Source organism: Pseudomonas benzenivorans, from assembly GCF_033547155.1.
GTDB lineage: Bacteria > Pseudomonadota > Gammaproteobacteria > Pseudomonadales > Pseudomonadaceae > Aquipseudomonas > Aquipseudomonas benzenivorans_B.
The window spans coordinates 2,469,142-2,489,782 of record NZ_CP137892.1 but is presented as its reverse complement, the minus strand read 5'-3'; the positions used below and the strand labels follow the sequence as shown (position 1 = coordinate 2,489,782).

16 protein-coding genes are annotated in these 20,641 nt (G+C 66.6%); 2 read left to right on the top strand and 14 right to left on the bottom strand.

The window, feature by feature from the left end; all coding sequences use genetic code 11:
• Positions 1-49 precede the first annotated feature (49 nt).
• From nirD to SBP02_RS11185, 8 genes are all read right to left on the bottom strand, one after another.
• Positions 50-376, bottom strand: coding sequence for a nitrite reductase small subunit NirD (nirD, locus tag SBP02_RS11220; protein WP_318641678.1), 327 nt, complete (start codon positions 374-376; stop codon positions 50-52).
• On the bottom strand, positions 373-2,829 hold the full coding sequence (gene nirB / locus SBP02_RS11215) for a nitrite reductase large subunit NirB (RefSeq protein ID WP_318641676.1): 2,457 nt from the start codon (positions 2,827-2,829) through the stop codon (positions 373-375). The genes nirD and nirB overlap by 4 nt, the downstream gene beginning before the upstream one ends.
• Positions 2,830-3,121: 292 nt before the next feature.
• The gene (locus SBP02_RS11210) at positions 3,122-4,789 is read right to left on the bottom strand and encodes a bifunctional protein-serine/threonine kinase/phosphatase (RefSeq protein WP_318641674.1); all 1,668 of its coding nucleotides are present in this window, start codon (positions 4,787-4,789) and stop codon (positions 3,122-3,124) included.
• Between the two features lie 198 nt (positions 4,790-4,987).
• Positions 4,988-6,199 carry a nitrate/nitrite transporter gene (locus SBP02_RS11205; protein WP_318641672.1) on the bottom strand — a complete coding sequence of 404 codons (1,212 nt, stop codon included), beginning with the start codon at positions 6,197-6,199 and terminating at the stop codon, positions 4,988-4,990.
• Between the two features lie 484 nt (positions 6,200-6,683).
• Positions 6,684-7,478, bottom strand: coding sequence for an ABC transporter ATP-binding protein (locus SBP02_RS11200; RefSeq protein WP_318641670.1), 795 nt, complete (start codon positions 7,476-7,478; stop codon positions 6,684-6,686).
• 23 nt (positions 7,479-7,501) lie between these two features.
• Complete coding sequence (locus SBP02_RS11195; RefSeq protein ID WP_318641668.1) at positions 7,502-8,491, bottom strand: ABC transporter permease; 990 nt, start codon at positions 8,489-8,491, stop codon at positions 7,502-7,504.
• A 58-nt stretch (positions 8,492-8,549) separates the two neighbouring features.
• Positions 8,550-9,938, bottom strand: a complete 1,389-nt coding sequence (locus SBP02_RS11190) for a CmpA/NrtA family ABC transporter substrate-binding protein (protein WP_318641667.1) — start codon at positions 9,936-9,938, stop codon at positions 8,550-8,552.
• A 425-nt stretch (positions 9,939-10,363) separates the two neighbouring features.
• Positions 10,364-10,681, bottom strand: a complete 318-nt coding sequence (locus SBP02_RS11185; protein WP_318641665.1) for a transcriptional regulator — start codon at positions 10,679-10,681, stop codon at positions 10,364-10,366.
• 201 nt (positions 10,682-10,882) lie between these two features.
• Between SBP02_RS11185 and SBP02_RS11180 the strand changes: the two genes are divergently transcribed.
• On the top strand, positions 10,883-11,275 hold the full coding sequence (locus SBP02_RS11180) for a hypothetical protein (protein WP_318641663.1): 393 nt from the start codon (positions 10,883-10,885) through the stop codon (positions 11,273-11,275).
• Positions 11,276-11,315: 40 nt separating this feature from the next.
• Here the strand turns inward: SBP02_RS11180 and alaC are convergent, their stop codons facing one another.
• The 5 genes from alaC to acnB all read right to left on the bottom strand — a co-directional run bounded on the left by alaC (position 11,316) and on the right by acnB (position 18,815).
• Complete coding sequence (alaC, locus tag SBP02_RS11175; protein ID WP_318641661.1) at positions 11,316-12,554, bottom strand: alanine transaminase; 1,239 nt, start codon at positions 12,552-12,554, stop codon at positions 11,316-11,318.
• Positions 12,555-12,659: 105 nt separating this feature from the next.
• Positions 12,660-14,024: a pyridoxal phosphate-dependent decarboxylase family protein gene (locus tag SBP02_RS11170; RefSeq protein WP_318641659.1), complete on the bottom strand. Its 1,365-nt coding sequence runs from the start codon at positions 14,022-14,024 to the stop codon at positions 12,660-12,662.
• Between the two features lie 170 nt (positions 14,025-14,194).
• A complete protein-coding gene (locus SBP02_RS11165; protein ID WP_318641657.1) occupies positions 14,195-14,773 on the bottom strand; it encodes an ANTAR domain-containing response regulator in 579 nt (192 codons plus the stop codon).
• 20 nt (positions 14,774-14,793) lie between these two features.
• A complete protein-coding gene (locus SBP02_RS11160) occupies positions 14,794-16,017 on the bottom strand; it encodes a CmpA/NrtA family ABC transporter substrate-binding protein (protein WP_318641655.1) in 1,224 nt (407 codons plus the stop codon).
• Positions 16,018-16,214: 197 nt separating this feature from the next.
• The gene (gene acnB / locus SBP02_RS11155; protein ID WP_318641653.1) at positions 16,215-18,815 is read right to left on the bottom strand and encodes a bifunctional aconitate hydratase 2/2-methylisocitrate dehydratase; all 2,601 of its coding nucleotides are present in this window, start codon (positions 18,813-18,815) and stop codon (positions 16,215-16,217) included.
• A 405-nt stretch (positions 18,816-19,220) separates the two neighbouring features.
• On the opposite strand from acnB, the gene SBP02_RS11150 reads away from it, so the two are divergent.
• On the top strand, positions 19,221-19,694 hold the full coding sequence (locus tag SBP02_RS11150) for a DUF1289 domain-containing protein (RefSeq protein WP_318641651.1): 474 nt from the start codon (positions 19,221-19,223) through the stop codon (positions 19,692-19,694).
• A 51-nt stretch (positions 19,695-19,745) separates the two neighbouring features.
• Here SBP02_RS11150 and SBP02_RS11145 read toward each other — a convergent pair whose 3' ends face one another.
• Entirely contained in the window at positions 19,746-20,609 is an 864-nt protein-coding gene (locus SBP02_RS11145; RefSeq protein ID WP_318641649.1) for a universal stress protein, read from the bottom strand.
• Positions 20,610-20,641: the final 32 nt, after the last annotated feature.

Here is a 20,641-nt window from a genome sequence, read left to right as displayed (position 1 = left end):
CACCGGTACAGGGCGGTGGAAAAGCCTGCGGCGTTTTCCACCCTACGGCTCACGCGCACTCTTTCGCGGTATTCAGGGCCAGCAGCACCCGGCCGTTCTCGACCTTGGCCTCGTGCCGGTGGGCGCAGCCGACGTCCGGGGCCACCGCCTCGCCGCTGGCCAGCTCGATCTGCCAGTTGTGCAGCGGGCAGGCCACCCGCTTGCCGTAGATCAGGCCCTGGGACAGCGGCCCGCCCTTGTGCGGGCAGCGGTCGTCGAGGGCGAAGACCTCGTCGCCTGCGGTACGGAAGATGGCGATGTCACCCTTGGGCCCTTCGATGATGCGCGAGCCCAGTACGTTGATCTCGTCCAGGGCGCAGATATCCAGCCAGTTCATACGGAGGCCTCCTCGAGCTGCACGACGTTGATGCGGTCGAACTCTTTCTTCAGGTTCGGGGTTTCGATGCGCTCCTTCCACGGGTCCTGCTCGAAGGACAGTGCGTATTGCAGGCGGGCATTGAGCGCCTTGCGGTTGCCTTCGTCCTCCAGCACGGCCTTCTTGATGTGCTCCATGCCCACGCGCTGCAGGTAGTGCACGGTGCGCTCCAGGTAGAAGGCTTCCTCGCGATAGAGCTGGAGGAAGGCGCCGTTGTACTCGCGCACCTCCTCGGCGGTCTTGAGCTTGACGAAGAACTCCGCGACCTCGGTCTTGATGCCGCCGTTGCCGCCGATGTACATCTCCCAGCCCGAATCCACGCCGATGATGCCGACGTCCTTGATGCCGGCCTCGGCGCAGTTGCGCGGGCAGCCGGAGACCGCCAGCTTGACCTTGTGCGGCGACCACATGTTGAACAGGTCGTGCTCCAGCTCGATGCCCAGCTGGGTCGAGTTCTGTGTGCCGAAGCGGCAGAACTCGCTGCCCACGCAGGTCTTCACGGTGCGGATGGACTTGCCGTAGGCGTGGCCGGAGGGCATGTCCAGTTCCTTCCACACCGCCGGCAGGTCTTCCTTCTTGATGCCCAGCAGGTCGATGCGCTGGCCGCCGGTGACCTTGACCATGGGCACCTGGTACTTGTCGGCCACGTCGGCGATGCGGCGCAGCTCGGAGGGGTTGGTGACCCCGCCCCACATGCGCGGCACCACCGAGTAGGTGCCGTCCTTCTGGATGTTGGCGTGGGCGCGCTCGTTGATCAGGCGCGACTGCGGGTCGTCCTTGGCCTCGCCCGGCCAGGTGGAGATCAGGTAATAGTTCAGCGCCGGGCGGCAGGTGGCGCAGCCGTTGGGCGTGCTCCAGTTCATGAAGGCCATGGCCTGGCTGAGGCTGGTCAGGTGCTGCTCGCGGATGGTCTTGCGGATCTGTCCGTGGTTGAAGTCGCTGCAGCCGCAGATGGCCTTCTCGCTCTTGGGTTTGACGTCGGCGGCGCCGCCGACCGTGCTGATCAGGATCTGCTCGACCAGTCCGGCGCAGGAGCCGCAGGAGCTGGCGGCCTTGGTGTGTTTCTTGACCTCGTCGACCGAGAACAGGCCGTTCTCCTGGATGGCCTTGACGATAGTGCCCTTGCACACGCCGTTGCAGCCGCACACCTCCATGCTGTCGGGCATGTTGGCGGTCTTGTCGGCGCCCTGGTGGCCGACGTCGCCGATGGCGTTCTCGCCGAACATCAGGTGGTCGCGGATCTCGCTGACGTTGTGGTTCTCGCGGATCTGCCGGAAGTACCAGCCGCCGTCGGCGGTGTCGCCGTACAGGCAGGCGCCGACCAGCACGTCGTCCTTGATCACCAGCTTCTTGTACACGCCGCCGATGGGGTCGGACAGGGTGATGGTCTCGGTGCCCTCGGCACCCATAAATTCGCCGGCGGAGAACAGGTCGATGCCGGTGACCTTGAGCTTGGTCGAGGTCACCGAGCCCTGGTAGCGGGAGAAACCCAGCTGGGCCAGGTGGTTGGCGCAGACCTTGGCCTGCTCGAACAGCGGTGCCACCAGGCCGTAGGCGATGCCACGGTGGCTGGCACATTCGCCGATGGCGTAGACCCGCGGGTCGAAGGTCTGCAGGGTGTCGTCGACCAGGATGCCGCGGTTGCAGGCGATCCCGGCCTTCTCCGCCAGCTCGGTGTTGGGGCGGATGCCGGCGGCCATCACCACCAGGTCGGCGGGGATCACCTCGCCATCCTTGAACTTCACCGCGCAGACCCGGCCTTCGCCGTTGTCCAGCAGCTCGGCGGTGTGCTTGGGCAGGAGGAACTTCAGGCCGCGGTCCTCCAGGGACTTCTGCAGCAGGTCGCCGGCGGTGCGGTCGAGCTGGCGCTCCAGCAGCCAGTCGCCGATATGCACCACGGTGACGTCCATGCCACGCAGCTTGAGGCCGTTGGCCGCTTCCAGGCCGAGCAGGCCGCCGCCGATCACCACCGCGTGCTTGTGGGTCTTGGCGGTGTCCATCATGGTCTGGGTGTCGGCGATGTCGCGGTAGCCGATCACCCCGTCCAGGTCCTTGCCGGGGATCGGCAGGATGAAGGGGTTGGAGCCGGTGGCGATGAGCAGGCGGTCGTACTCGGCTTCGCTGCCGTCCTCGGCGATGACCAGGCGGCGCTTGCGGTCGATCTCCACGACCTTGCGCCCCAGGCGCAGATCGATGCCGTTGTCGGCATACCAGGCCAGATCGTTGAGGACGATCTCCTCGAAGCTCTGCTCGCCGGCCAGCACCGGCGAGAGCAGGATGCGGTTGTAGTTCGGGTGGGGTTCGGCACCGAACACGGTGATGTCGTAGAGGTCGGGAGCGAGCTTGAGCAGCTCCTCGAGCGTCCGCACTCCGGCCATGCCGTTACCGATCATTACCAGTTTGAGTTTCTTCATGGTTCCTCACCGTCCTGCATCACCGGAAAACAAAAAGGCGTCCCGCTAGTCACCTAGCGAGGACGCCTTTGTCCAAGTCCCGTTCTCTCGGGAAGTGCGCTCTCCTACGTTGAAGCGCGCACCTTATTTAATTTGTATGAGTGCTATAGCAGTCTCTGTGCCAACTCTGGCGTATGGCCGGTTCACGGGGGTTCTGGCGGTTTCAGGGAAGGCGCCGGGCGCGGCACGGGGCCGGCTGCGCACCTGTTTAAGGCGAGTTGCGCCCTTATGGTGCATGGCTGGGCGGCTGCGCCTAGTTGAGCAGCAGTACCAGCAGGGCCAGGTTGAGCAGCAGGGAGCACAACGCCACGCTGCGCCAGACCAGCAGCGGCTCACGCTCCAGCAGCGGCCTGGGCCGGATGCTCAAGGCCTGGCGCTCGCCCTGTTCCAGGGCCAGCAGCCATTCCTCGGCGGTCTCGAAGCGCTGCTGCGGATCGACGCTGACCGCGCGGTTGAGGCTCTCGTCCAGCCAGCTCGGCAGGTCGGGGCGGTAGCGGCTGGCCGGGGTCGGGCTGCCGAAGCGCGGGTGCTGGAAGGCCTCGATCTCGCCATGGGGGTAGTGGCCGGTGAGCAGGTGATAGAGGGTCACGCCCGCTGCGTAGAGGTCCTGGCGGGCGCTGGGCGGGCTGCCGGCGAAGGCCTCGGGGGCGATGTAGCTGGGGGTGCCGGGCAGGCTGCCGCTCTCGTCCTGGGACAGGCCCGGGCAGTAGGCCAGGCCGAAGTCCAGCAGGCGCAGCTCGCCGTCATCGCCCCACAGCAGGTTCTCCGGCTTGATGTCGCGATGCAGGATGTTGCGCCGGTGCAGCAGGCCCAAGGCCTTGAGCAGGCGCGGGGCGATATCCAGCCACTCCGGCAGCGGCAGCGGTCCGGACAGGCGCAGGTGTTCGGCCAGGGTCTGGCCGGCGTACTCGCGCTGCAGGTAATACAGGTGCTGGCGCTGCGGCAGGGGATGGACCTCGGCGAAGTGGCGGCCGGCCACGCGGCGCAGGAACCATTCCTCGAGCAGCAGGGCCGGGCCGGCCTGAGGCTCGTCGGCGCGGTCGGGCGGCAGGGTCTTGAGCAGCCAGCGCCGCGCCTGGCCGTCGCGCACCCGGTAGACCAGGGACTGGCGCGACTCGGCCAGCAGGCGTTCCACCTGCCAGCCTTCGAAGGCCTGGCCCTCGCGCAGCCTAGGTGGCAGTGGCCAGTGCGCGAGCTGGGCCAGGGTGTCGGCCAGGGCGCTTTCCGGCAGGTCCTCGACCCTGACCAGCAGGGCGCTGGCGTTGTCCTGACTGCCGGCCAGGTGGGCGGCGCAGACCAGGGCGCGGCAGGCCGCGGCCGGGTCCGGCTCGTCGTGCAGGATGCGCTGGATGCCCCCATCGCCGAGCACCGCCCAGACGCCGTCGCTGACCAGCAGGAAGCTCTCGCCCTGGCGCAGCTCGCCGTCCAGGTAGTCCACCACCAGGTGCTGGTCCAGGCCCAGGGCGCGCTTGAGCACATGCTGCATGCCCGGCTGCTCCCACACGTGGTCCTCGCTGAGCCGCTCGAGCTCGCCGTTGTGCCAGCGGTAGGCGCGGCAGTCGCCGACATGCGCCAGGGTGAAGCGGCGGCCACGCAGGACCAGGGCGCTGAGGGTGGTGAGCAGTGGCTGACCGCCGCCATTCGCCTGCAGCCAGCGGTTGTGGGCCACCAGCAGGCGATCCAGCGACTGCGCCACGGCCCAGGTTTCCGGGGTGGCGTAGTAGTCCAGGGCCAGGGCCTGCAGCGTCGCGCGGGCGGCCAGGCCGCCGTCGGCACACTGGCTGACGCCGTCGGCCAGGGCGAACAGGTAGCCCTTGCTCGCGGCCAGGGCCGGTGCCGGGGTGACCACCCGCAGGGCGTCCTGGTTCTCTTCCCGGGGGCCGGTGGCGGTCGCTTCGCCGAAGGTCAATTGCAGGGCCATCATGGCTGTCCTGTTGCATAAAGGGCTGTGGTAAAGGCGGGCTGGCGCCCGGGCTGAGGGAATGACCATCGTCGGCTCCCTCGTTACGCCTGACCAGTGCATTGCTACCCTGTCGGTCAGCCCGCCTTTACCGCAGCCATCAGCATTCTGAAGGCGTAGGGTGGATGAACAAGGCGTCATCCACCCTACGTTAGTTTGTTACACCCGGGCGGCGGTGACGGCAGCCGAGCCCCAGGTGGTGCGCCAGCGCTGCTTGACGCCGTGCAGGCCGAACCAGGCCAGCAGGCCCAGGCTGGCGAACAGCCACAGGCCCAGCTGGTAGTCGCCGGTGTGCTGCTTGATGGCGCCCAGGCCTGCGGCCAGGAGGAAGCCGCCGACGCCGCCGGCCATGCCGATCAGCCCGGTCATCACGCCGATCTCCTTGCGAAAGCGCTGCGGCACCAGCTGGAACACCGCGCCGTTACCAGCGCCCAGGCCGAGCATGGCGGCGACGAACAGGGCCAGTGCGGCGGTCGAGCTGGGCAGGTTGAAGCCCACCGCGGCGATGCACAGCGAGGCGAGGGTGTACATCATCAGCAGCGAGCGGATGCCGCCGATGCGGTCGGCCAGGGCGCCGCCCAGGGGGCGTAGCAGGCTGCCGGCGCAGACGCAGGCGGCGGTGTAGTAGCCGGCGGTAACCGGGTCCAGGCCGTACTGGTCGTTGAAGTAGCCGGGCAGAGCGCTGGCCAGGCCGATGAAACCGCCGAAGGTGACGCTGTAGAAGAACATGAACCACCAGCTGTCGCGGTCGCCGAGGGCCTTGAGGTAGTCGGCCAGGGCCTTGGGCTTGGGCCGCTCGGGCGCGTTCTTCGCCACGGCGGCGAAGACCAGCAGGGTGATCAGCAGCGGGATCAGCGCCCAGCCGAACACGTTCTGCCAGCCGAACAGGGCGGCCAGGCCCGGCGCGAAGATCGCCGCCAGCACGGTACCGGAATTACCCGCACCGGCGATGCCCATGGCCTTGCCCTGGTGTTCGGCCGGGTACCACTGCGAGGCCAGGGGCAGGGCGACGGCGAAGGCTGCGCCGGCGAAGCCGAGGAACAGGCCGAGCAGCAGGGCCTGCTCATAGGTCTGGATGCCGATCCGCCAGGCGGCGAACAACGACGCGATCACCACCACCTGGCCGAGCAGCCCGGCGCTCTTGGGCGACAGCCGATCGGCGAGGAACCCCATGACGATGCGCAGCACGGCCCCGGCGAGGATCGGCGTGGCGACCATCAGGCCACGTTGCTGGGCGCTCAGGTCCAGGTCGGTGGCGATCTGCACGGCCAGCGGGCCGAGCAGGTACCAGACCATGAAGCTCAGGTCGAAATAGAGAAAAGCGGCAAACAGCGTCGGGGTGTGGCCGGCCTTCCAGAAACTTTTATTCATCGAACACCTCATCAGCAAGAAGGAGCCCGGTCGGGTCGAGGCGTCATGGTCGTGGACACGACGACCGCCACCCGCCGGGGAGGCGCGGCACTTGTGGTGCCACGCCCTGCGGCCGAAGCCACAGCTGGGTTGAGAGAGTTACCGGCAGCACCGCTGGATCACAGCGGCGCCACCAAGCCCCGGGCGTTGGGGCGTAAACGAAAAACGCCGCGTCACCGACCGCTGTCGAGCGGGGGTGAGGCGACGTCTTTGTCGTTCGAGAGGGCAGCCGCCGTTGGCTGCTTGTGGTGGTGATAAAGCAAGAGGCGAGCCAACTGGCCGAAGGGCCCGAAGTCAGGGGGACGCCTGGTCCAGCGCCTCAATGCTCGAGTCAAAATGGGGCGCGCCGACTTCTTGGTGCGCTGGGACGGGGCGTGAAGGCATGCGTGATCACGGTGCATGCTCCGGACGCCCCGGGCCGAGCGCCAGCAGCGAGCCGCCAGGCTCAGGCCGCCGGGCGCTGCTGCTTCTGGTAGAGGAACTCCAGCACCGCCGCGCGGTAGGCGTGGTAGCGCGCATCCTGGGCCAGGGCCATGCGCTCGCGCGGGCGCGCCAGCTCGACCCGGAGGATGTCGCCGATGGTCGCCGCCGGGCCGTTGCTCATCATCACGATGCGGTCGGACAGCAGCACCGCCTCGTCGACGTCGTGGGTGATCATGATCACCGTGTTGCCCAGTTCGGCGTGGATCTCCATCAACGAGTCCTGCAGGTGGGCGCGGGTCAGGGCGTCGAGGGCGCCGAACGGCTCGTCCATCAGCAGCACCTTGGGCTGCATGGCCAGGGCGCGGCCGATGCCGATGCGCTGCTTCATGCCGCCGGAGATCTCGCTGGGGCGCTTGTCGCGGGCGTGGCTCATGTGCACCAGCTCGAGGTTGTGCTCGATCCACTCGCGCATCTCGCCCCGGCTCTTGCGTCCCTGGAACACCTGGCGCACCGCCAGCTCGATGTTCTGGTAGCAGCTCAGCCAGGGCAGCAGGCTGTGGTTCTGGAACACCACGGCGCGCTCCGGGCCGGGCGCGTCGACCTCGCGGCCGTCGAGGATGACCCCGCCGGTGCTGGCCTGGTAGAGGCCGGCGACTATGTTGAGCACGGTCGACTTGCCGCAGCCGGAGTGGCCGATCAGCGAGACGAACTCGCCCTTGGCGATCTTCAGGTTGACGTTCGAGAGGGCGCAGAACAGGCCCTTGTCGGTGGGGAAGCTGATGCCTACGCCGGTCAGCTCGAGGTGTGCGGTGTGCATGGCGGACTCCTGGGTTGAAGGGGTTAGCGCAGGTCGGCGTTCTTGTCCCAGCTGGCGCGGCGCTGCAGCAGGAGCATGAGACGGTCGAGAACGAAGCCGATCAGGCCGATGACGATCACCGCGACCATGATCCGGCCGAGGGAGTTGGAGCTGCCGTTCTGGAACTCGTCCCAGATGAATTTGCCCAGGCCCGGGTTCTGCGCCAGCATCTCGGCGGCGATCAGCACCATCCAGCCGGTGGCCAGCGACAGGCGCAGGCCGGTGAAGATCATCGGCACGGCGGCGGGCAGGACGATGCGCCGCACATGGGACAGCGGCGACAGGCTGAGCACCCGACTGACGTTGCGCAGGTCCTGGTCGAGGTTGGCCACGCCCACCGTGGTGTTGATCACCGTCGGCCACAGGCAGCACAGCGCCACGGTGATCGCCGAGGTGACGAAGGACTTGGCCATCAGCGGATCGCTGCTGGTGTACAGGGCGCTGACCACCATGGTCACCAGCGGCAGCCAGGCCAGCGGCGAGACCGGCTTGAACACCTGGATCAGCGGGTTGACCGCGTTGTAGATCGGCTTGCTCAGGCCGCAGACGATCCCCAGCGGGATGGCCAGCAGGGAGGCGAGGACGAAGCCGGTCAGCACCGTGTAGAGGCTGGTGAAGATCTGCTTGAAGAAGGTCGGCTTGCCGGTATAGGGACGGATCTTCACCTCGGCGTCCGGGTTCTTCGCCAGGGTGGCGGCGTTGCGCGCCTTCTGGCGCAGGTAGAAGGCCTCGGCCTTCTTCTGCTCGCGCAGGTGTTCGCCCACCAGGGCGCCGAACTGGCTGGCGGCCTGGGTCGGGCCGGGGAACTTGCCCAGGCTGGTGTCGATGCTGCCGGCGACTATCTGCCAGAACAGCAGGAAGGCCAGCACGCCGATGGCCGGCATCAGCAGATTTGGCAGCCAGCGCTTGAAGGCCAGGCTGCGTGCCGACTTCAGGGTTTCCCGTATGGGTTGGGCGACGGCGGGGTTGCTCATCGTCTTGTCCTCGAAGCAGAGGGGAGCCGGCGGGTCCGGCTCCCTGGGCAGTGGCGGGTTACAGAACGGAGTCGGCTTTCAGGCCAATCTTGAATTGGTTGATGTACTCGTTCGGCTTGCGCCCGTCGTAGGTCAGGCCATCGATGAACTCGTTGGTCGGCGCGCGGAAACCCTCCTCGCCGGCGTCCGGGAAGTCCTCGGACTTGGCCAGGCCTTCTTCCACCAGTTCGGCCGCGGCGCTGCGGTAGATCTCCGGCAGGTAGACCTGCTTGGCCACGTCCAGGTACCAGCTGTCGGGCTTGGCCTCGCCGATCTGGCCCCAGCGACGCATCTGGGTCAGGTACCAGATGGCGTCGGAGTAGTAGGGGTAGGTGGCGTGGTAGCGGAAGAACACGTTGAAATCCGGCACTTCCCGGGTGTCACCCTTCTCGTACTCGAAGGTTCCGGTCATGGAGTTGGCGATCACCTTGGCGTCGGCGCCGACGTACTCGGGACGCGAGAGGATCTTCACCGCCTCGGCGCGGTTGGCGTTGCCGTCCGCGTCCAGCCACATGGCGGCGCGGATCAACGCCTTGACCAGGCGCTTGTGGGTCTCCGGGTTGGCCTCGGCCCAGGCCTTGGATACGCCGAAGACCTTCTCCGGGTTGTTCTTCCAGATCTCGTAGTCGGTGATCACCGGCACGCCGATGCCCTTGAACACGGCTTGCTGGTTCCACGGCTCGCCCACGCTGTAGCCGTTGATGGTGCCGGCCTCCATGGTCGCCGGCATCTGCGGCGGCGGGGTGACCGAGAGCAGTGCGTCGGCGTTGATGGTGCCGGCGATGTCGCCCTTGGCCGGCGCGTAGTAGCCGGGGTTGATGCCGCCGGCGGCCAGCCAGTAGCGCAGCTCGTAGTTGTGGGTGGAGACCGGGAACACCATGCCCAGGTTGAAGGGCTTGCCCTGGGCCTTGTACTGCTCGATCACCGGCTTCAGGGCATCGGCCTTGATCGGGTGCAGCGGCTTGCCGTTCTCCATCGGCACGTGCTTCTTCATTTCCTCCCAGACGGCGTTGGACAGGGTGATGCCGTTGCCGTTGAGGTCCATGGAGAAGGCGGTGACCACCTCGGCCTGGGTGCCGAAGCCGATGGTGGCGCCCAGCGGCTGGCCGGCCAGCATGTGTGCGCCGTCCAGCTCGCCGGTGATCACCCGGTCCAGCAGCACCTTCCAGTTGGCCTGGGCCTCGAGGGTGACGTACAGGCCCTCGTCCTCGAAGTAGCCCTTCTCGTAGGCGATGGCCAGCGGCGCCATGTCGGTCAGCTTGATGAAGCCGAGCTTGAGTTCGTCCTTCTCGGGCTCGGCGGCCTGGGCGACTTGCAGGCTCAGCGGCGAGAACAGCAGGGCGGCGGCGCAGCCGAGGCCGGCCAGGGTCTTCTTCAGCAGGGAACGGCGAACGGTGAATGTACGCATGGTGATTCCTCAGGTCTCGAAAACGAAAAAAGACGTCGCGGACAAACCGCCCCTGGGGGCAGGCTGCCTTCGACGTCTTTGTCTATTCGTCCCGATCACCGCCGTTGGCGATCCGATGACGTTTGCCGAGGAGGTAATTGCAAGGGACTTGCCAGCTTCCTTGCCAGCGGCCGATTCCGGCTGCGCAAAAGCGGGCCGGCGGCCGCCGAGCACTCGCGACTCTGCGGTCTATAGGCTTTTAAATCAGTAGGTTATGAAAAATATTCAGGTGCTTCATGAGGTCGCTCAGACGCACTGCCGGCAGGCGCACGGCGCTCGGCCGCGCCGCGCCAAGGCCGCTCGTTGAGCCATCGGCGGGCGAAATGGACAGGGGCTGGGCGCTTCTGCTTCGGCTTGGTGCGCCAGCGACCACTCCACGGCGCAGCTCAGCGCGATACTGGCTGGGCGTGAGCTTCCTCGACGAACTCCCTGAGCCATCTCAGCACCTGCACGGCATCCCAGCGTGCCGGATCGAACAGGGCATAGGCCAGGCCCTGATACCCCACCACATCCAGCTGCCTGTGGTAGCCGGCGCGCTGCAGCAGGGCTTCGATCTCGGCGAAGCAGGTGTTGAAGTGCACGCGGTTGAAGGGGGTCTTGCCCTCGGTGACTATGCCTTCGAGCTGCAGCTCCTCGACCGTCGCGCGAACCCTGTCCAGCGGCATCCGGTTTACCCGGTGTTTCAGTTGCAGTACGTCCAGCATCGTTTTGCTCCCGATTGATGCTCCGAAATGGCCGGCCCGGGTCTAGGCGAAGGGCGACCGGTGGCGAGGGACAGTCTAGTGGAAAAATACTGTACAAATAAACAGTATTCGACAATAGTAAGACCGTCGCCTTTCGAACTCACTCGTTCGCCCGGTTCCCAGACACTGAGACCCTGGCGCACAGCAGAGGAGCAATGAACAATGCAACAGAGCTTGATGACGATTGTGCTGTTGGTCCTGTTGAGCGGCTGTGCCCAGCCCCAGGTCGAGCAACCCAAGGCCAATGGCAGCTATCTGGTGATAGAGAACGGCCAGGCCTGGGCGGTGTTGGTGGCCGATGGCAAGCGGATAGAGGAACGGGGGACGGTGGTCGATGCGATCAGGTTACCCAGCGAGCATGCGGCGGTGGCTGCCAGCTATGTGATCGAGACGCCCAACTGCGGACGGGTGCAATGGTTGACCGAGCGGCGGGATGCCGCGGAGGGGGTGACCAGCCTGATGTCGTTGCACTACAACCGGCGCCTGGACGAGTCCGGCTGCGTGATAGGGGCCGGGCTGAGCCGGGTATGGACGGTGCTGGATTACTCGGGATGAGTGCACGCCCGGCAGCGTAGGGCCGCAGGGCGTGCCTGGTTCAGGCCTCGGGGGCCTTGCGCGGCTTGCCTGCTGTGGTCGGCAACAGACCGTCTGAGCGGAACATGGCCTTGATGCCGCGCAGGGCCTGGCGGATGCGGTCCTGGTTCTCGATCAGGGCGAAACGCACATGGTCGTCGCCGTAGTCGCCGAAGCCCAGGCCCGGCGACACGCAGACCTTGGCCTCGAGCAGCAGCTTCTTGGCGAACTCCAGGGAGCCGAGCGCGGCATACTGCTCGGGGATTTTCGCCCAGACATACATCGAGGCCTTGGGGTTCTGCACCATCCAGCCGAGCTCATGCAGGCCCTTGACCAGCAGGTTGCGGCGCTGGCGGTACTGCTCGGCGATGTCGCGCACGCACTGCTGGTCGCCTTCCAGGGCGGCGATGGCCGCGACCTGCAGCGGGGTGAAGGTGCCGTAGTCGTGGTAGCTCTTGATCCGCGCCAGGGCATTCACCAGCTCCTTGTTGCCGACCATGAAACCGATGCGCCAGCCGGCCATGTTGTAGCTCTTGGACAGGGTGAAGAACTCCACGGCGATGTCCTTGGCGCCGGGCACCTGCATGATCGAGGGCGCCTGCCAGCCGTCGTAGACGATGTCGGCGTAGGCCAGGTCGTGGACCACCAGCACGTCGTACTGCTTGGCCAGGGCCACCACGCGCTCGAAGAAGTCCAGCTCCACGCACTGGGCGGTGGGGTTGGAGGGGAAGCCGAGGATCATCATCTTCGGCTTGGGGATCGACTCGCGGATGGCCCGTTCCAGTTCGGCGAAGAAGTCCACGCCCGGCACCAGCGGCACCGAGCGCACCTGGGCGCCGGCGATCACCGCGCCGTAGATGTGGATGGGGTAGCTGGGGTTGGGCACCAGCACGGTGTCGCCGTGGTCCAGCGTGGCGAGCATCAGGTGGGCCAGGCCTTCCTTGGAGCCGATGGTGACGATGGCCTCGTTTTCCGGGTCGATGTCCACCTGGTAGCGCTCCTGATACCAGCGCGAGATGGCCCGGCGCAGGCGCGGGATGCCGCGGGAGGTGGAGTAGCCGTGGGTGTCTTCGCGCTGGGCGACGGTGCAGAGCTTCTCGACTATGTGCGGCGGGGTGGCGCCGTCGGGGTTGCCCATGCTGAAGTCGATGATGTCCTCGCCACGGCGGCGGGCGGCCATCTTCAGCTCGGCGGTGATGTTGAATACGTAGGGGGGGAGTCGATCGATGCGCGCAAAGCGGCGCGAAGCTTGATCAGCCATGCTGTCCTCGAAAACGTAAGCGCCCGGAACCGTCCGAGCGACGTTGGCCAGTGCGCTGGCCAGGCGGCGAAGATAAGCCCAGCGCCTGGCCTTTGTCGAGTGCTGTCAGGCCGGTGTGCTGCGCTTGAGCTCGCTCAGCAGTTCGATCAGCGCCTCGATGTCGGCGTCCTCGGTGCGCCAGGAGGACACGCTCAGGCGAAAGGCCGGGCGCCCCTGCCAGAGGGTGGGGCCGAACCAGACCCGGCCCGAGGCCTGGGCCGCCTGGCGAATGGCCACGGTCTGCTCATCGCTGTCGGCGCGCACCAGCACCTGGTTCAGCACCGCCCGGTTGAGCACCTGATAGCCCTGGGCGCGCAGGCTCGCGGCCAGGTGGCCGGCCTGGCGGATATGCCGGTCGATCATCTCGCGCAGGCCGTCGCGGCCGAGGCTGGCGAGGGCGGCCCAGATCGCCACCCCGCGGGCGCGGCGGGAGAACTCCAGGGTGAGGTTTTTCTGCGCATCCTTGGACGCCGTGGCATAGGCCGCGTCGCTGTTCATCGCGGTGGCCAGGGCGTCGGCGTCGCGGCAGATGGCCATGGCGCCGTCGTAGGGCGTGTTCAACCATTTGTGGCCGTCGCTGGTCCAGCTGTCGGCCTGCTCGACCCCGGCAGCCAGATGGGCCGAGGACGAGGCACGGGCCCACAGGCCGAAGGCGCCGTCGACGTGCACCCAGGCGCCGGCCGCCTTGGCCGACGGGGTCAGCTCGGCGAAGGGGTCGAACTCGCCGGTGTTCACCTCGCCGGCCTGCAGGCAGAGGATGGTCAGGTCATCCAGAGGCGGCAATTGTTCGGGGTCGATGCGCCCATGGGCGTCGGTCGGCGCGACGATCAGCCGGTTCATGCCGAAACCGAGGATGCGCAGCGCCTTCTTCACGGTGATGTGGCAGCTGGCGGAGACCACCACCCGGACTTCCGGGGCGCCGACCAGGCCGTCGCCGTCGAAGTCCCAGCCGCGGCGGGCCAGCAGGGTGCGCCGGGCGGCGGACAGGCAGGCCAGAGTGCAGGCGGTGGCGCTGGTGCCGAAGCCCACGGCGCTCTCAGCGGGCAGGCCCAGGGCCTCGCAGACCCAGCGTCCGGCGATGCGCTCCAGGGTATCGGCCGCCGGCGAGTTGTCGAACGACGAGGCGCACTGATCCCAGGCCAGCACCAGGCGCTCGGCGGCTGCGGCGGCGGGCAGGGTGGCGCCGATGACGAAGCCGAAATAGCGCGGACCGTTGGACGCGACGGTGGCCGGCGAGCCGATCTCGTCCAGGCGCCGCAGCACCTCTGCGCCAGCCATGCCTTGCTCGGGGATGGCCTGATCGAAGGCCTGCAGCCCGGCGATGGCGGTCGGCGTCGGAAATACCGGGCGGCCGGCTATGTCGTCGAAATAGGCGAGGGCGCGGCGGTCGGCCTCGGCCAGGAGTTGGCGTTCGTGATTGTCGTGGTTCATAGGAGGCTCGCTGTCGCTGGGCTGGAAGGTGTTTCCAGCTTAGCCAGGCCGCTGTCGCGACAGCAGTGACACCCGTTTGTGGAGAAGTCGGTACAGTGGGCCGTCGGGAGCCTGCGCCGGGGAGCACAGTGGGCTGTCTAGCGGTACAGCTGGCGACTGCCCGAGGTGGATCAGCCGCCGAGCATGTCGTGCATGGCGATGATCTGCTCGGCCACCTGGATCAGCTTCTGCTGGCGGCTCATGGCCTGGCGGCGCATCAGGGTGTAGGCCTCTTCCTCGTTGCAGCTCTTCATCTTCATCAGCAGGCCCTTGGCCAGTTCGATGCGCTTGCGCTCGGCCAGCTGCGCGTCGCGGGCCTGCAGCTGGGCGCGCAGGGCCTGGTCGCTCTCGAAGCGGGCCATGGCCACGTCGAGGATCGGCTGCAGGCGCTCGGCCTGGATGCCTTCGACTATGTAGGCGCTGACCCCGGACTGGATGGCCTGGCGCATGACCTTGGGGTCGTGCTCGTCGGTGAACATGACGATGGGCCGCGGCTGGTCGCGGCTGACCAGCACCACCTGCTCCATGACGTCACGGCCGGGGGATTCGCTGTCGATCAGGATGACGTCGGGACGAACCGCCTCGACCCGCTCGGGCAGGTCGATGGTCAGCCCGGACTCATCGATCACCTCGAAGCCGGCCTCGATCAGGGCGGTCTTGAGACGGCCCACCTTCTTCGGGGTATCGTTGATCAGGAGAATGCGCAACATGATGGCAGGGGTTCCGTAATTTAGAGAGCCGCGGTCGAGGCCAGGGCGTCGCCGGCCAGGGCGTGCAGGGCGAAGCTCCGGGCGTAGGCGGCCGGGTCGCTGCCGTCCCAGACCTTGCCATCGAGCAGCACGGAGCTGCGCATGGGCGTCGCCGGCACGGCGATACTCAGCGCCGCAGCCGCCTCATGATAGAGCCCGAGCTGCTGAACCTGGGCAGCCACGGTCAGGTAGTCCGGGTCGTCGCGCAGCAGGCCCCAGCGGCGGAACTGGGTCATGAACCAGAGGCCGTCGGACAGATAGGGCATGTTCACCTTGCCCTCGTCGAAGAAGCGCAGTGGCTGGGGATCCAGCCAGGCGTGACCGTTGCCGTCCTCGTACTGGCCGAGAAAACGCGGTTGGATGGCGTTCAGTGGTGCGTCGACGTACTCGCTGGCGCTGAGCAGTTGCGCGGTGCCACGCTTGTTCTCCTCGCTCTGGTCGATGAAGCGGCTGGCCTCCAGCACGGCCATCACCAGGGCGCGGGCCGTGTTGGGGTAGGCGCTGACGAAGGCCTGGGTGCAGCCCAGGACTTTCTCCGGGTGTCCGGGCCAGATCAACTGGCTGGTGGTCAGGGTGAAGCCCATGGACTCTGCGATCGCCTGGGCGCCCCAGGGTTCGCCGGCACAGAAACCGTCGATGCGCCCGGCCTTCAGGTGGGCGACCATCTGCGCGGGCGGCACGACCAGCGTCTGCACATCCTCCAGCGGATGGATGCCATGGCTGGCCAGCCAGTAGTAGAGCCACAGGACGTGAGTGCCGGTGGGGAAGGTCTGCGCCAGGGTGAGCTTTGCACCCTTTTGGCGCACGTGTGCGCGCAGCGCCTCGACATTGCTCACGCCGGCTTGTTGCAGTGCCTGGGAGAGGTTGATGCTCTGGCCGTTCTGCGACAGGCCCATGAGCACCGCCATGTCCACCGGCGGGGTGCCGCCGATGCCCAGGTGCACGGCATAGAGCAGGCCGTAGAGGCCCTGGGCGGCGTCCAGCTCGCCGCTGAGCAGCTTGTCGCGAAGACCGGCCCAGGACGCCTGGCGCTTGAGGTTCAGGGTCAGGCCGTAGGGCTGGGCGAAGCCCTGGGTCGCGGCGACGATCAGCGAGGCCGAGTCGGTCAGGGCCATGAAGCCCAGGTTCAGTGCGCTCTTCTCCGGTGCATCGCTGCCGTTGACCCAGGCCAGGGCATCGCCACGGGGAAGCTGGTGCTCGCTCATCGCATACCTTCCTTTCTCAGCATCCAGGGGCGTGACCTGTGCTTCGCATATCGTGCGAAGCGACGCCCTCGTCGTCGGGCCGCTCGGCGTTGCAGCGGCCCTGTTGAGTTTGTTCAAGCAAGCGATATGCCACGGCTGCGAACGCCAGACATAAAAAAGCCCCGCACGGGGCGGGGCTCTTTCGACGCGGGTAACGCTTAGGCTTGAACGACCGGAATCTGGGCGTTGGCAGCGGCTTCGCGGAACTCGGCGATCTGGTCGAAGGACAGGTAGCGGTAGACGTCGGCCGCCATGCTGTCGATGTCCTTGGCGTACTGCATGTACTCCTCGACCGTCGGCAGCTTGCCGATGATCGCGGCGACCGCTGCCAGTTCGGCAGAGGCCAGGTACACGTTGGCGCCATCGCCCAGACGGTTGGGGAAGTTACGGGTCGAGGTCGAGACCACGGTGGAGTTGGCGGCGACACGGGCCTGGTTACCCATGCACAGCGAGCAGCCCGGCATTTCCATGCGCGCACCGGCCTTGCCGTAGATGCCGTAGTAGCCTTCCTCGGTCAGCTGGTGGGCATCCATCTTGGTCGGCGGCGACAGCCACAGACGGGTCGGAATGCCGCCCTTGACCTTGTCCAGCAGCTTGCCGGCGGCGCGGAAGTGACCGATGTTGGTCATGCACGAACCGATGAACACCTCGTCGATCTTGTCGCCGGCCACGGTGGACAGCAGACGGGCGTCGTCCGGGTCGTTCGGTGCGCAGAGCACCGGCTCCTTCAGTTCGTTGAGGTCGATCTCGATGACTTCGGCGTATTCGGCGTCGGCATCGGCGCTCATCAGCTGCGGGTTGGCCAGCCAGGCTTCCATCGCCTGGGCGCGGCGCTCCAGGGTGCGGGCGTCGCCGTAGCCTTCGCCGATCATCCAGCGCAGCAGGGTGATGTTCGACTTCAGGTACTCGGCGATGGCCTTTTCCGGCAACTTGATGGTGCAACCGGCGGCCGAACGCTCGGCGGAGGCGTCGGACAGCTCGAACGCCTGCTCGACGGTCAGCTCGTCGAGGCCTTCGATCTCCAGGATGCGGCCGGAGAAGGCGTTCTTCTTGCCCTTCTTCTCGACGGTCAGCAGGCCCTTCTGGATGGCGTAGTAGGGGATCGCATGGACCAGGTCACGCAGGGTGATCCCGGGCTGCATCTTGCCCTTGAAACGCACCAGGATGGATTCCGGCATGTCCAGCGGCATGACGCCGGTGGCGGCGGCGAAGGCCACCAGGCCGGAACCGGCCGGGAAGCTGATGCCCATCGGGAAGCGGGTGTGCGAGTCGCCGCCGGTGCCGACGGTGTCCGGCAGCAGCATGCGGTTCAGCCAGCTGTGGATGATGCCGTCGCCCGGGCGCAGGGACACGCCGCCACGGGTGCGGATGAAGTCCGGCAGGGTGTGGTGGGTGGTGACGTCGATCGGCTTCGGGTAGGCCGCGGTGTGGCAGAAGGACTGCATCACCAGGTCGGCGGAGAAGCCCAGGCAGGCCAGGTCCTTCAGCTCGTCGCGGGTCATCGGGCCCGTGGTGTCCTGAGAGCCGACGGTGGTCATCTTCGGTTCGCAGTAGGTGCCCGGACGCACGCCGGTCACGCCGCAGGCCTTGCCGACCATCTTCTGCGCCAGGGTGAAGCCCTTGCCGCTGTCGGCCGGCTGCTCCGGCTTCTTGAACAGGTCGGAGGCGCCCAGGCCCAGCTCGGCACGGGCCTTGTCGGTCAGGCCGCGGCCGACGATCAGCGGGATACGGCCGCCGGCGCGGACTTCGTCGAGCAGCACCGGGGTCTTGAGTTCGAAGTTGGTGATGACTTCTTCAGTGCCGTGCTTGCACACCTTGCCGGCGTAGGGGTAGACGTCGATCACGTCGCCCATGTTGAGGTTCGACACGTCGAACTCGATCGGCAGGGCGCCGGCGTCTTCCATGGTGTTGTAGAAGATCGGGGCGATCTTGGAGCCGAAGCAGAAGCCGCCGGCGCGCTTGTTCGGAACAAAGGGGATGTCGTCGCCGAAGAACCACAGCACCGAGTTGGTGGCGGACTTGCGCGAGGAACCGGTGCCGACCACGTCGCCGACGTAGGCGACCGGGAAGCCCTTGGCCTTGACTTCTTCGATCTGCTTGAGCGGACCGATGGCGCCTTGCTGCTCGGGCACGATGCCGTCGCGGGCCATCTTCAGCATGGCCAGGGCGTGCAGCGGGATGTCCGGACGCGACCAGGCGTCGGGCGCCGGGGACAGGTCGTCGGTGTTGGTTTCGCCGGGGACCTTGAACACGGTCAGGCTGTACTTCTCGGCGATCGCCGGGCGCTTGGTGAACCACTCGCCGTCGGCCCAGGACTGCAGCACGGCCTTGGCGTGGGCATTGCCGGCCTTGGCTTTCTCGGCGACGTCGTGGAAGGCGTCGAACATCAGCAGGGTGTGCTTGAGCTGCTCGGCGGCCACGCTGGCCAGCTCGGCGTCATCCAGCAGCTCGACCAGGGTGGCGATGTTGTAGCCGCCCTGCATGGTGCCGAGCAGTTCGACGGCGCGCTGCTTGTTGAGCAGCGGGGAAGCGGCTTCGCCCTTGGCCACGGCAGAGAGGAACCCGGCCTTGACGTAGGCGGCTTCGTCCACGCCTGGCGGCACGCGGTTGGTGATCAGGTCTACGAGGAATTCTTCTTCGCCAGCCGGCGGGTTCTTCAGCAGCTCGACCAGGCCTGCGGTTTGTTCGGCGTTCAGCGGCTGGGGCACGATACCCTGAGCGGCACGCTCTGCTACGTGTTTGCGATAGGCTTCAAGCACAGTTATTACCCTCATCAGTGGTCCCAAAGGGTTGTCCGGGACGCGATCCAGAAAACACTGAACCAGGCGCTTCGTGGCTTTATGGGCTACTCAGCCGAGGTTTCAGGGATTTCTTCCAGAAGCTGCTTTCAAAGTTTTACGCCGGCAGGACGGGCGAGATGAGGGCTGACGCTGGCCCTTGAAGGAACATTCAAGAGCCGGCGCCAACATCGTACCTGCAGGATCGACTGTGCTCGTGACGCTTTGAAAACAGCTTCCAACGGACATTGGCGCCTATAAAAGGCGGGGCGATAGTACCGGAAAGCGCGGGCGAAGTTAAGCCGCCGCCTGGCCGGTTTGGGGATGAACTGACCTAGACAAAGGGCTAAGATGCCAGGCCGTTTCGCCCTCGACGTTTTCTTCACCATGTCCAATCAACGCATCAAGACGCCTTGCGTAGGCCTGTGCTCAACCGTATACGGCGACCTGGTATGCCGCGGTTGCAAGCGCTTCCACCATGAGGTGATCCATTGGAATGGTTACAGCGAAGAGGAGAAGCGCGCCGTCTGGCTGCGCCTGGAACAGCTGCTGGTGCAGGTGATGGCGGCCAAGCTGGAAGTCTTCGACGCGGTGCGTCTGCGCAGCCAGCTGGAGCAGCGCCAGATCCGTTTCGTGCCGCAGCAGTCGCCCTATTGCTGGGCTTACCAGCTGATCGCCCGCGGGGCGCGGGTGATCAGTCAGCTCGAGGCCTACGGCCTGGCGCTGCTGCCGGAGTTCCGCGACTGGGCCTTGCCGGAGCTGCGCGATGCCATCGATCGCGAGTTCTTCCTGTTGTCCGAGGCGCATTATGAGCGGTATATCGCCCCGCGTTTTCTCCGAGACGGCATGACGCGGCTGTAGGCCGCCTCATGCCGTGCGGGCTTGCCCCAGGCCTCCGCGGCGGGCTCTGCCTCAGCGCTGGGCGACCAGCTCTTCGAGGTGGGCGATGATGTCCGCCGGCTTGAGCACCAGGATGTCGCTCTCCAGCGAATCGAGAATCACCTCGGCGGTATTGCCGATCAGCGCGCCGGATAGGCCTGTGCGGGCGACGGTGCCGATCACCGTGACAGCGGCATTCAGTTGCCGCGCAACCTGCGGAATCAGGGCGTCGGCCGGACCTTCGGCGATATGCAGGCGCTCGCCGGCGATCTCGTATTCGGCCTGGAAAGCCTTGCACTCCTCGCGGTAGCGCGCCTCTATGGTTTCCTTGAGCTGGAAGGTGGGGTCGGCGGCGGACAGCATCGGCGCCGGGTGGGCGCTGATCACGTGCAGCTCGGCCTTGGCCAGCGCGGCGATGTCGTAGCCGTGGCTGATGATGCTGGCATGCAGGGTGCGGTGCTCGGCGTCGGAATTACCCACATCCACGGCCGCCAGTATGCTGCTGCCGATCCAGGACCTGTCAGTCTTGACCATCAGCACCGGGCTGGGGCAGTAACGCAGCAGCTTCCAGTCGTCGGGAGTGAGCAGGGCCTTCTTCAGCGGGTTGTCGGGAAAATGCTGCTTGATCACCAGGCCACAGCCTTCGGCCTGCTGCACGGCGATCACGGTCTGGTGCAGGTTCTCGTGCCAGGCCTGCTGGCTGGAGACGCTGAAGCCTTCCTGCTGCAGGCTGCTGCTCAGGTCGTGGAGGTAGGCCGAATGGTCGTGTTTCTTGTCGCAGACCAGCAGGTGCAGCTGTGATTGGGTCACCCCGGCGATCAGTTTGGCCCTTTTCAAGGCCAGACCTTCCGGTTGTTCCGGCGTCATGACCACCAGAATGCTGCGTATCGCTTGCATGATCGTCTCCCTGCGAAATGGATGGTGCGGTG

Excerpts from the sequence above, each read along its gene's own strand:
- alaC (WP_318641661.1), bottom strand. The coding sequence starts at position 12,554 with ATGGCTGATCAAGCTTCGCGCCGCTTTGCGCGCATCGATCGACTCCCC.
- SBP02_RS11200 (WP_318641670.1), bottom strand. The coding sequence starts at position 7,478 with ATGCACACCGCACACCTCGAGCTGACCGGCGTAGGCATCAGCTTCCCC.
- SBP02_RS11185 (WP_318641665.1), bottom strand. The coding sequence starts at position 10,681 with ATGCTGGACGTACTGCAACTGAAACACCGGGTAAACCGGATGCCGCTG.
- SBP02_RS11190 (WP_318641667.1), bottom strand. The coding sequence starts at position 9,938 with ATGCGTACATTCACCGTTCGCCGTTCCCTGCTGAAGAAGACCCTGGCC.
- SBP02_RS11210 (WP_318641674.1), bottom strand. The coding sequence starts at position 4,789 with ATGGCCCTGCAATTGACCTTCGGCGAAGCGACCGCCACCGGCCCCCGG.
- nirD (WP_318641678.1), bottom strand. The coding sequence starts at position 376 with ATGAACTGGCTGGATATCTGCGCCCTGGACGAGATCAACGTACTGGGC.
- SBP02_RS11170 (WP_318641659.1), bottom strand. The coding sequence starts at position 14,024 with ATGAACCACGACAATCACGAACGCCAACTCCTGGCCGAGGCCGACCGC.
- SBP02_RS11180 (WP_318641663.1), top strand. The coding sequence starts at position 10,883 with ATGCAACAGAGCTTGATGACGATTGTGCTGTTGGTCCTGTTGAGCGGC.
- SBP02_RS11205 (WP_318641672.1), bottom strand. The coding sequence starts at position 6,199 with ATGAATAAAAGTTTCTGGAAGGCCGGCCACACCCCGACGCTGTTTGCC.
- SBP02_RS11165 (WP_318641657.1), bottom strand. The coding sequence starts at position 14,773 with ATGTTGCGCATTCTCCTGATCAACGATACCCCGAAGAAGGTGGGCCGT.
- nirB (WP_318641676.1), bottom strand. The coding sequence starts at position 2,829 with ATGAAGAAACTCAAACTGGTAATGATCGGTAACGGCATGGCCGGAGTG.
- SBP02_RS11160 (WP_318641655.1), bottom strand. The coding sequence starts at position 16,017 with ATGAGCGAGCACCAGCTTCCCCGTGGCGATGCCCTGGCCTGGGTCAAC.
- SBP02_RS11150 (WP_318641651.1), top strand. The coding sequence starts at position 19,221 with ATGTCCAATCAACGCATCAAGACGCCTTGCGTAGGCCTGTGCTCAACC.
- SBP02_RS11195 (WP_318641668.1), bottom strand. The coding sequence starts at position 8,491 with ATGAGCAACCCCGCCGTCGCCCAACCCATACGGGAAACCCTGAAGTCG.
- SBP02_RS11145 (WP_318641649.1), bottom strand. The coding sequence starts at position 20,609 with ATGCAAGCGATACGCAGCATTCTGGTGGTCATGACGCCGGAACAACCG.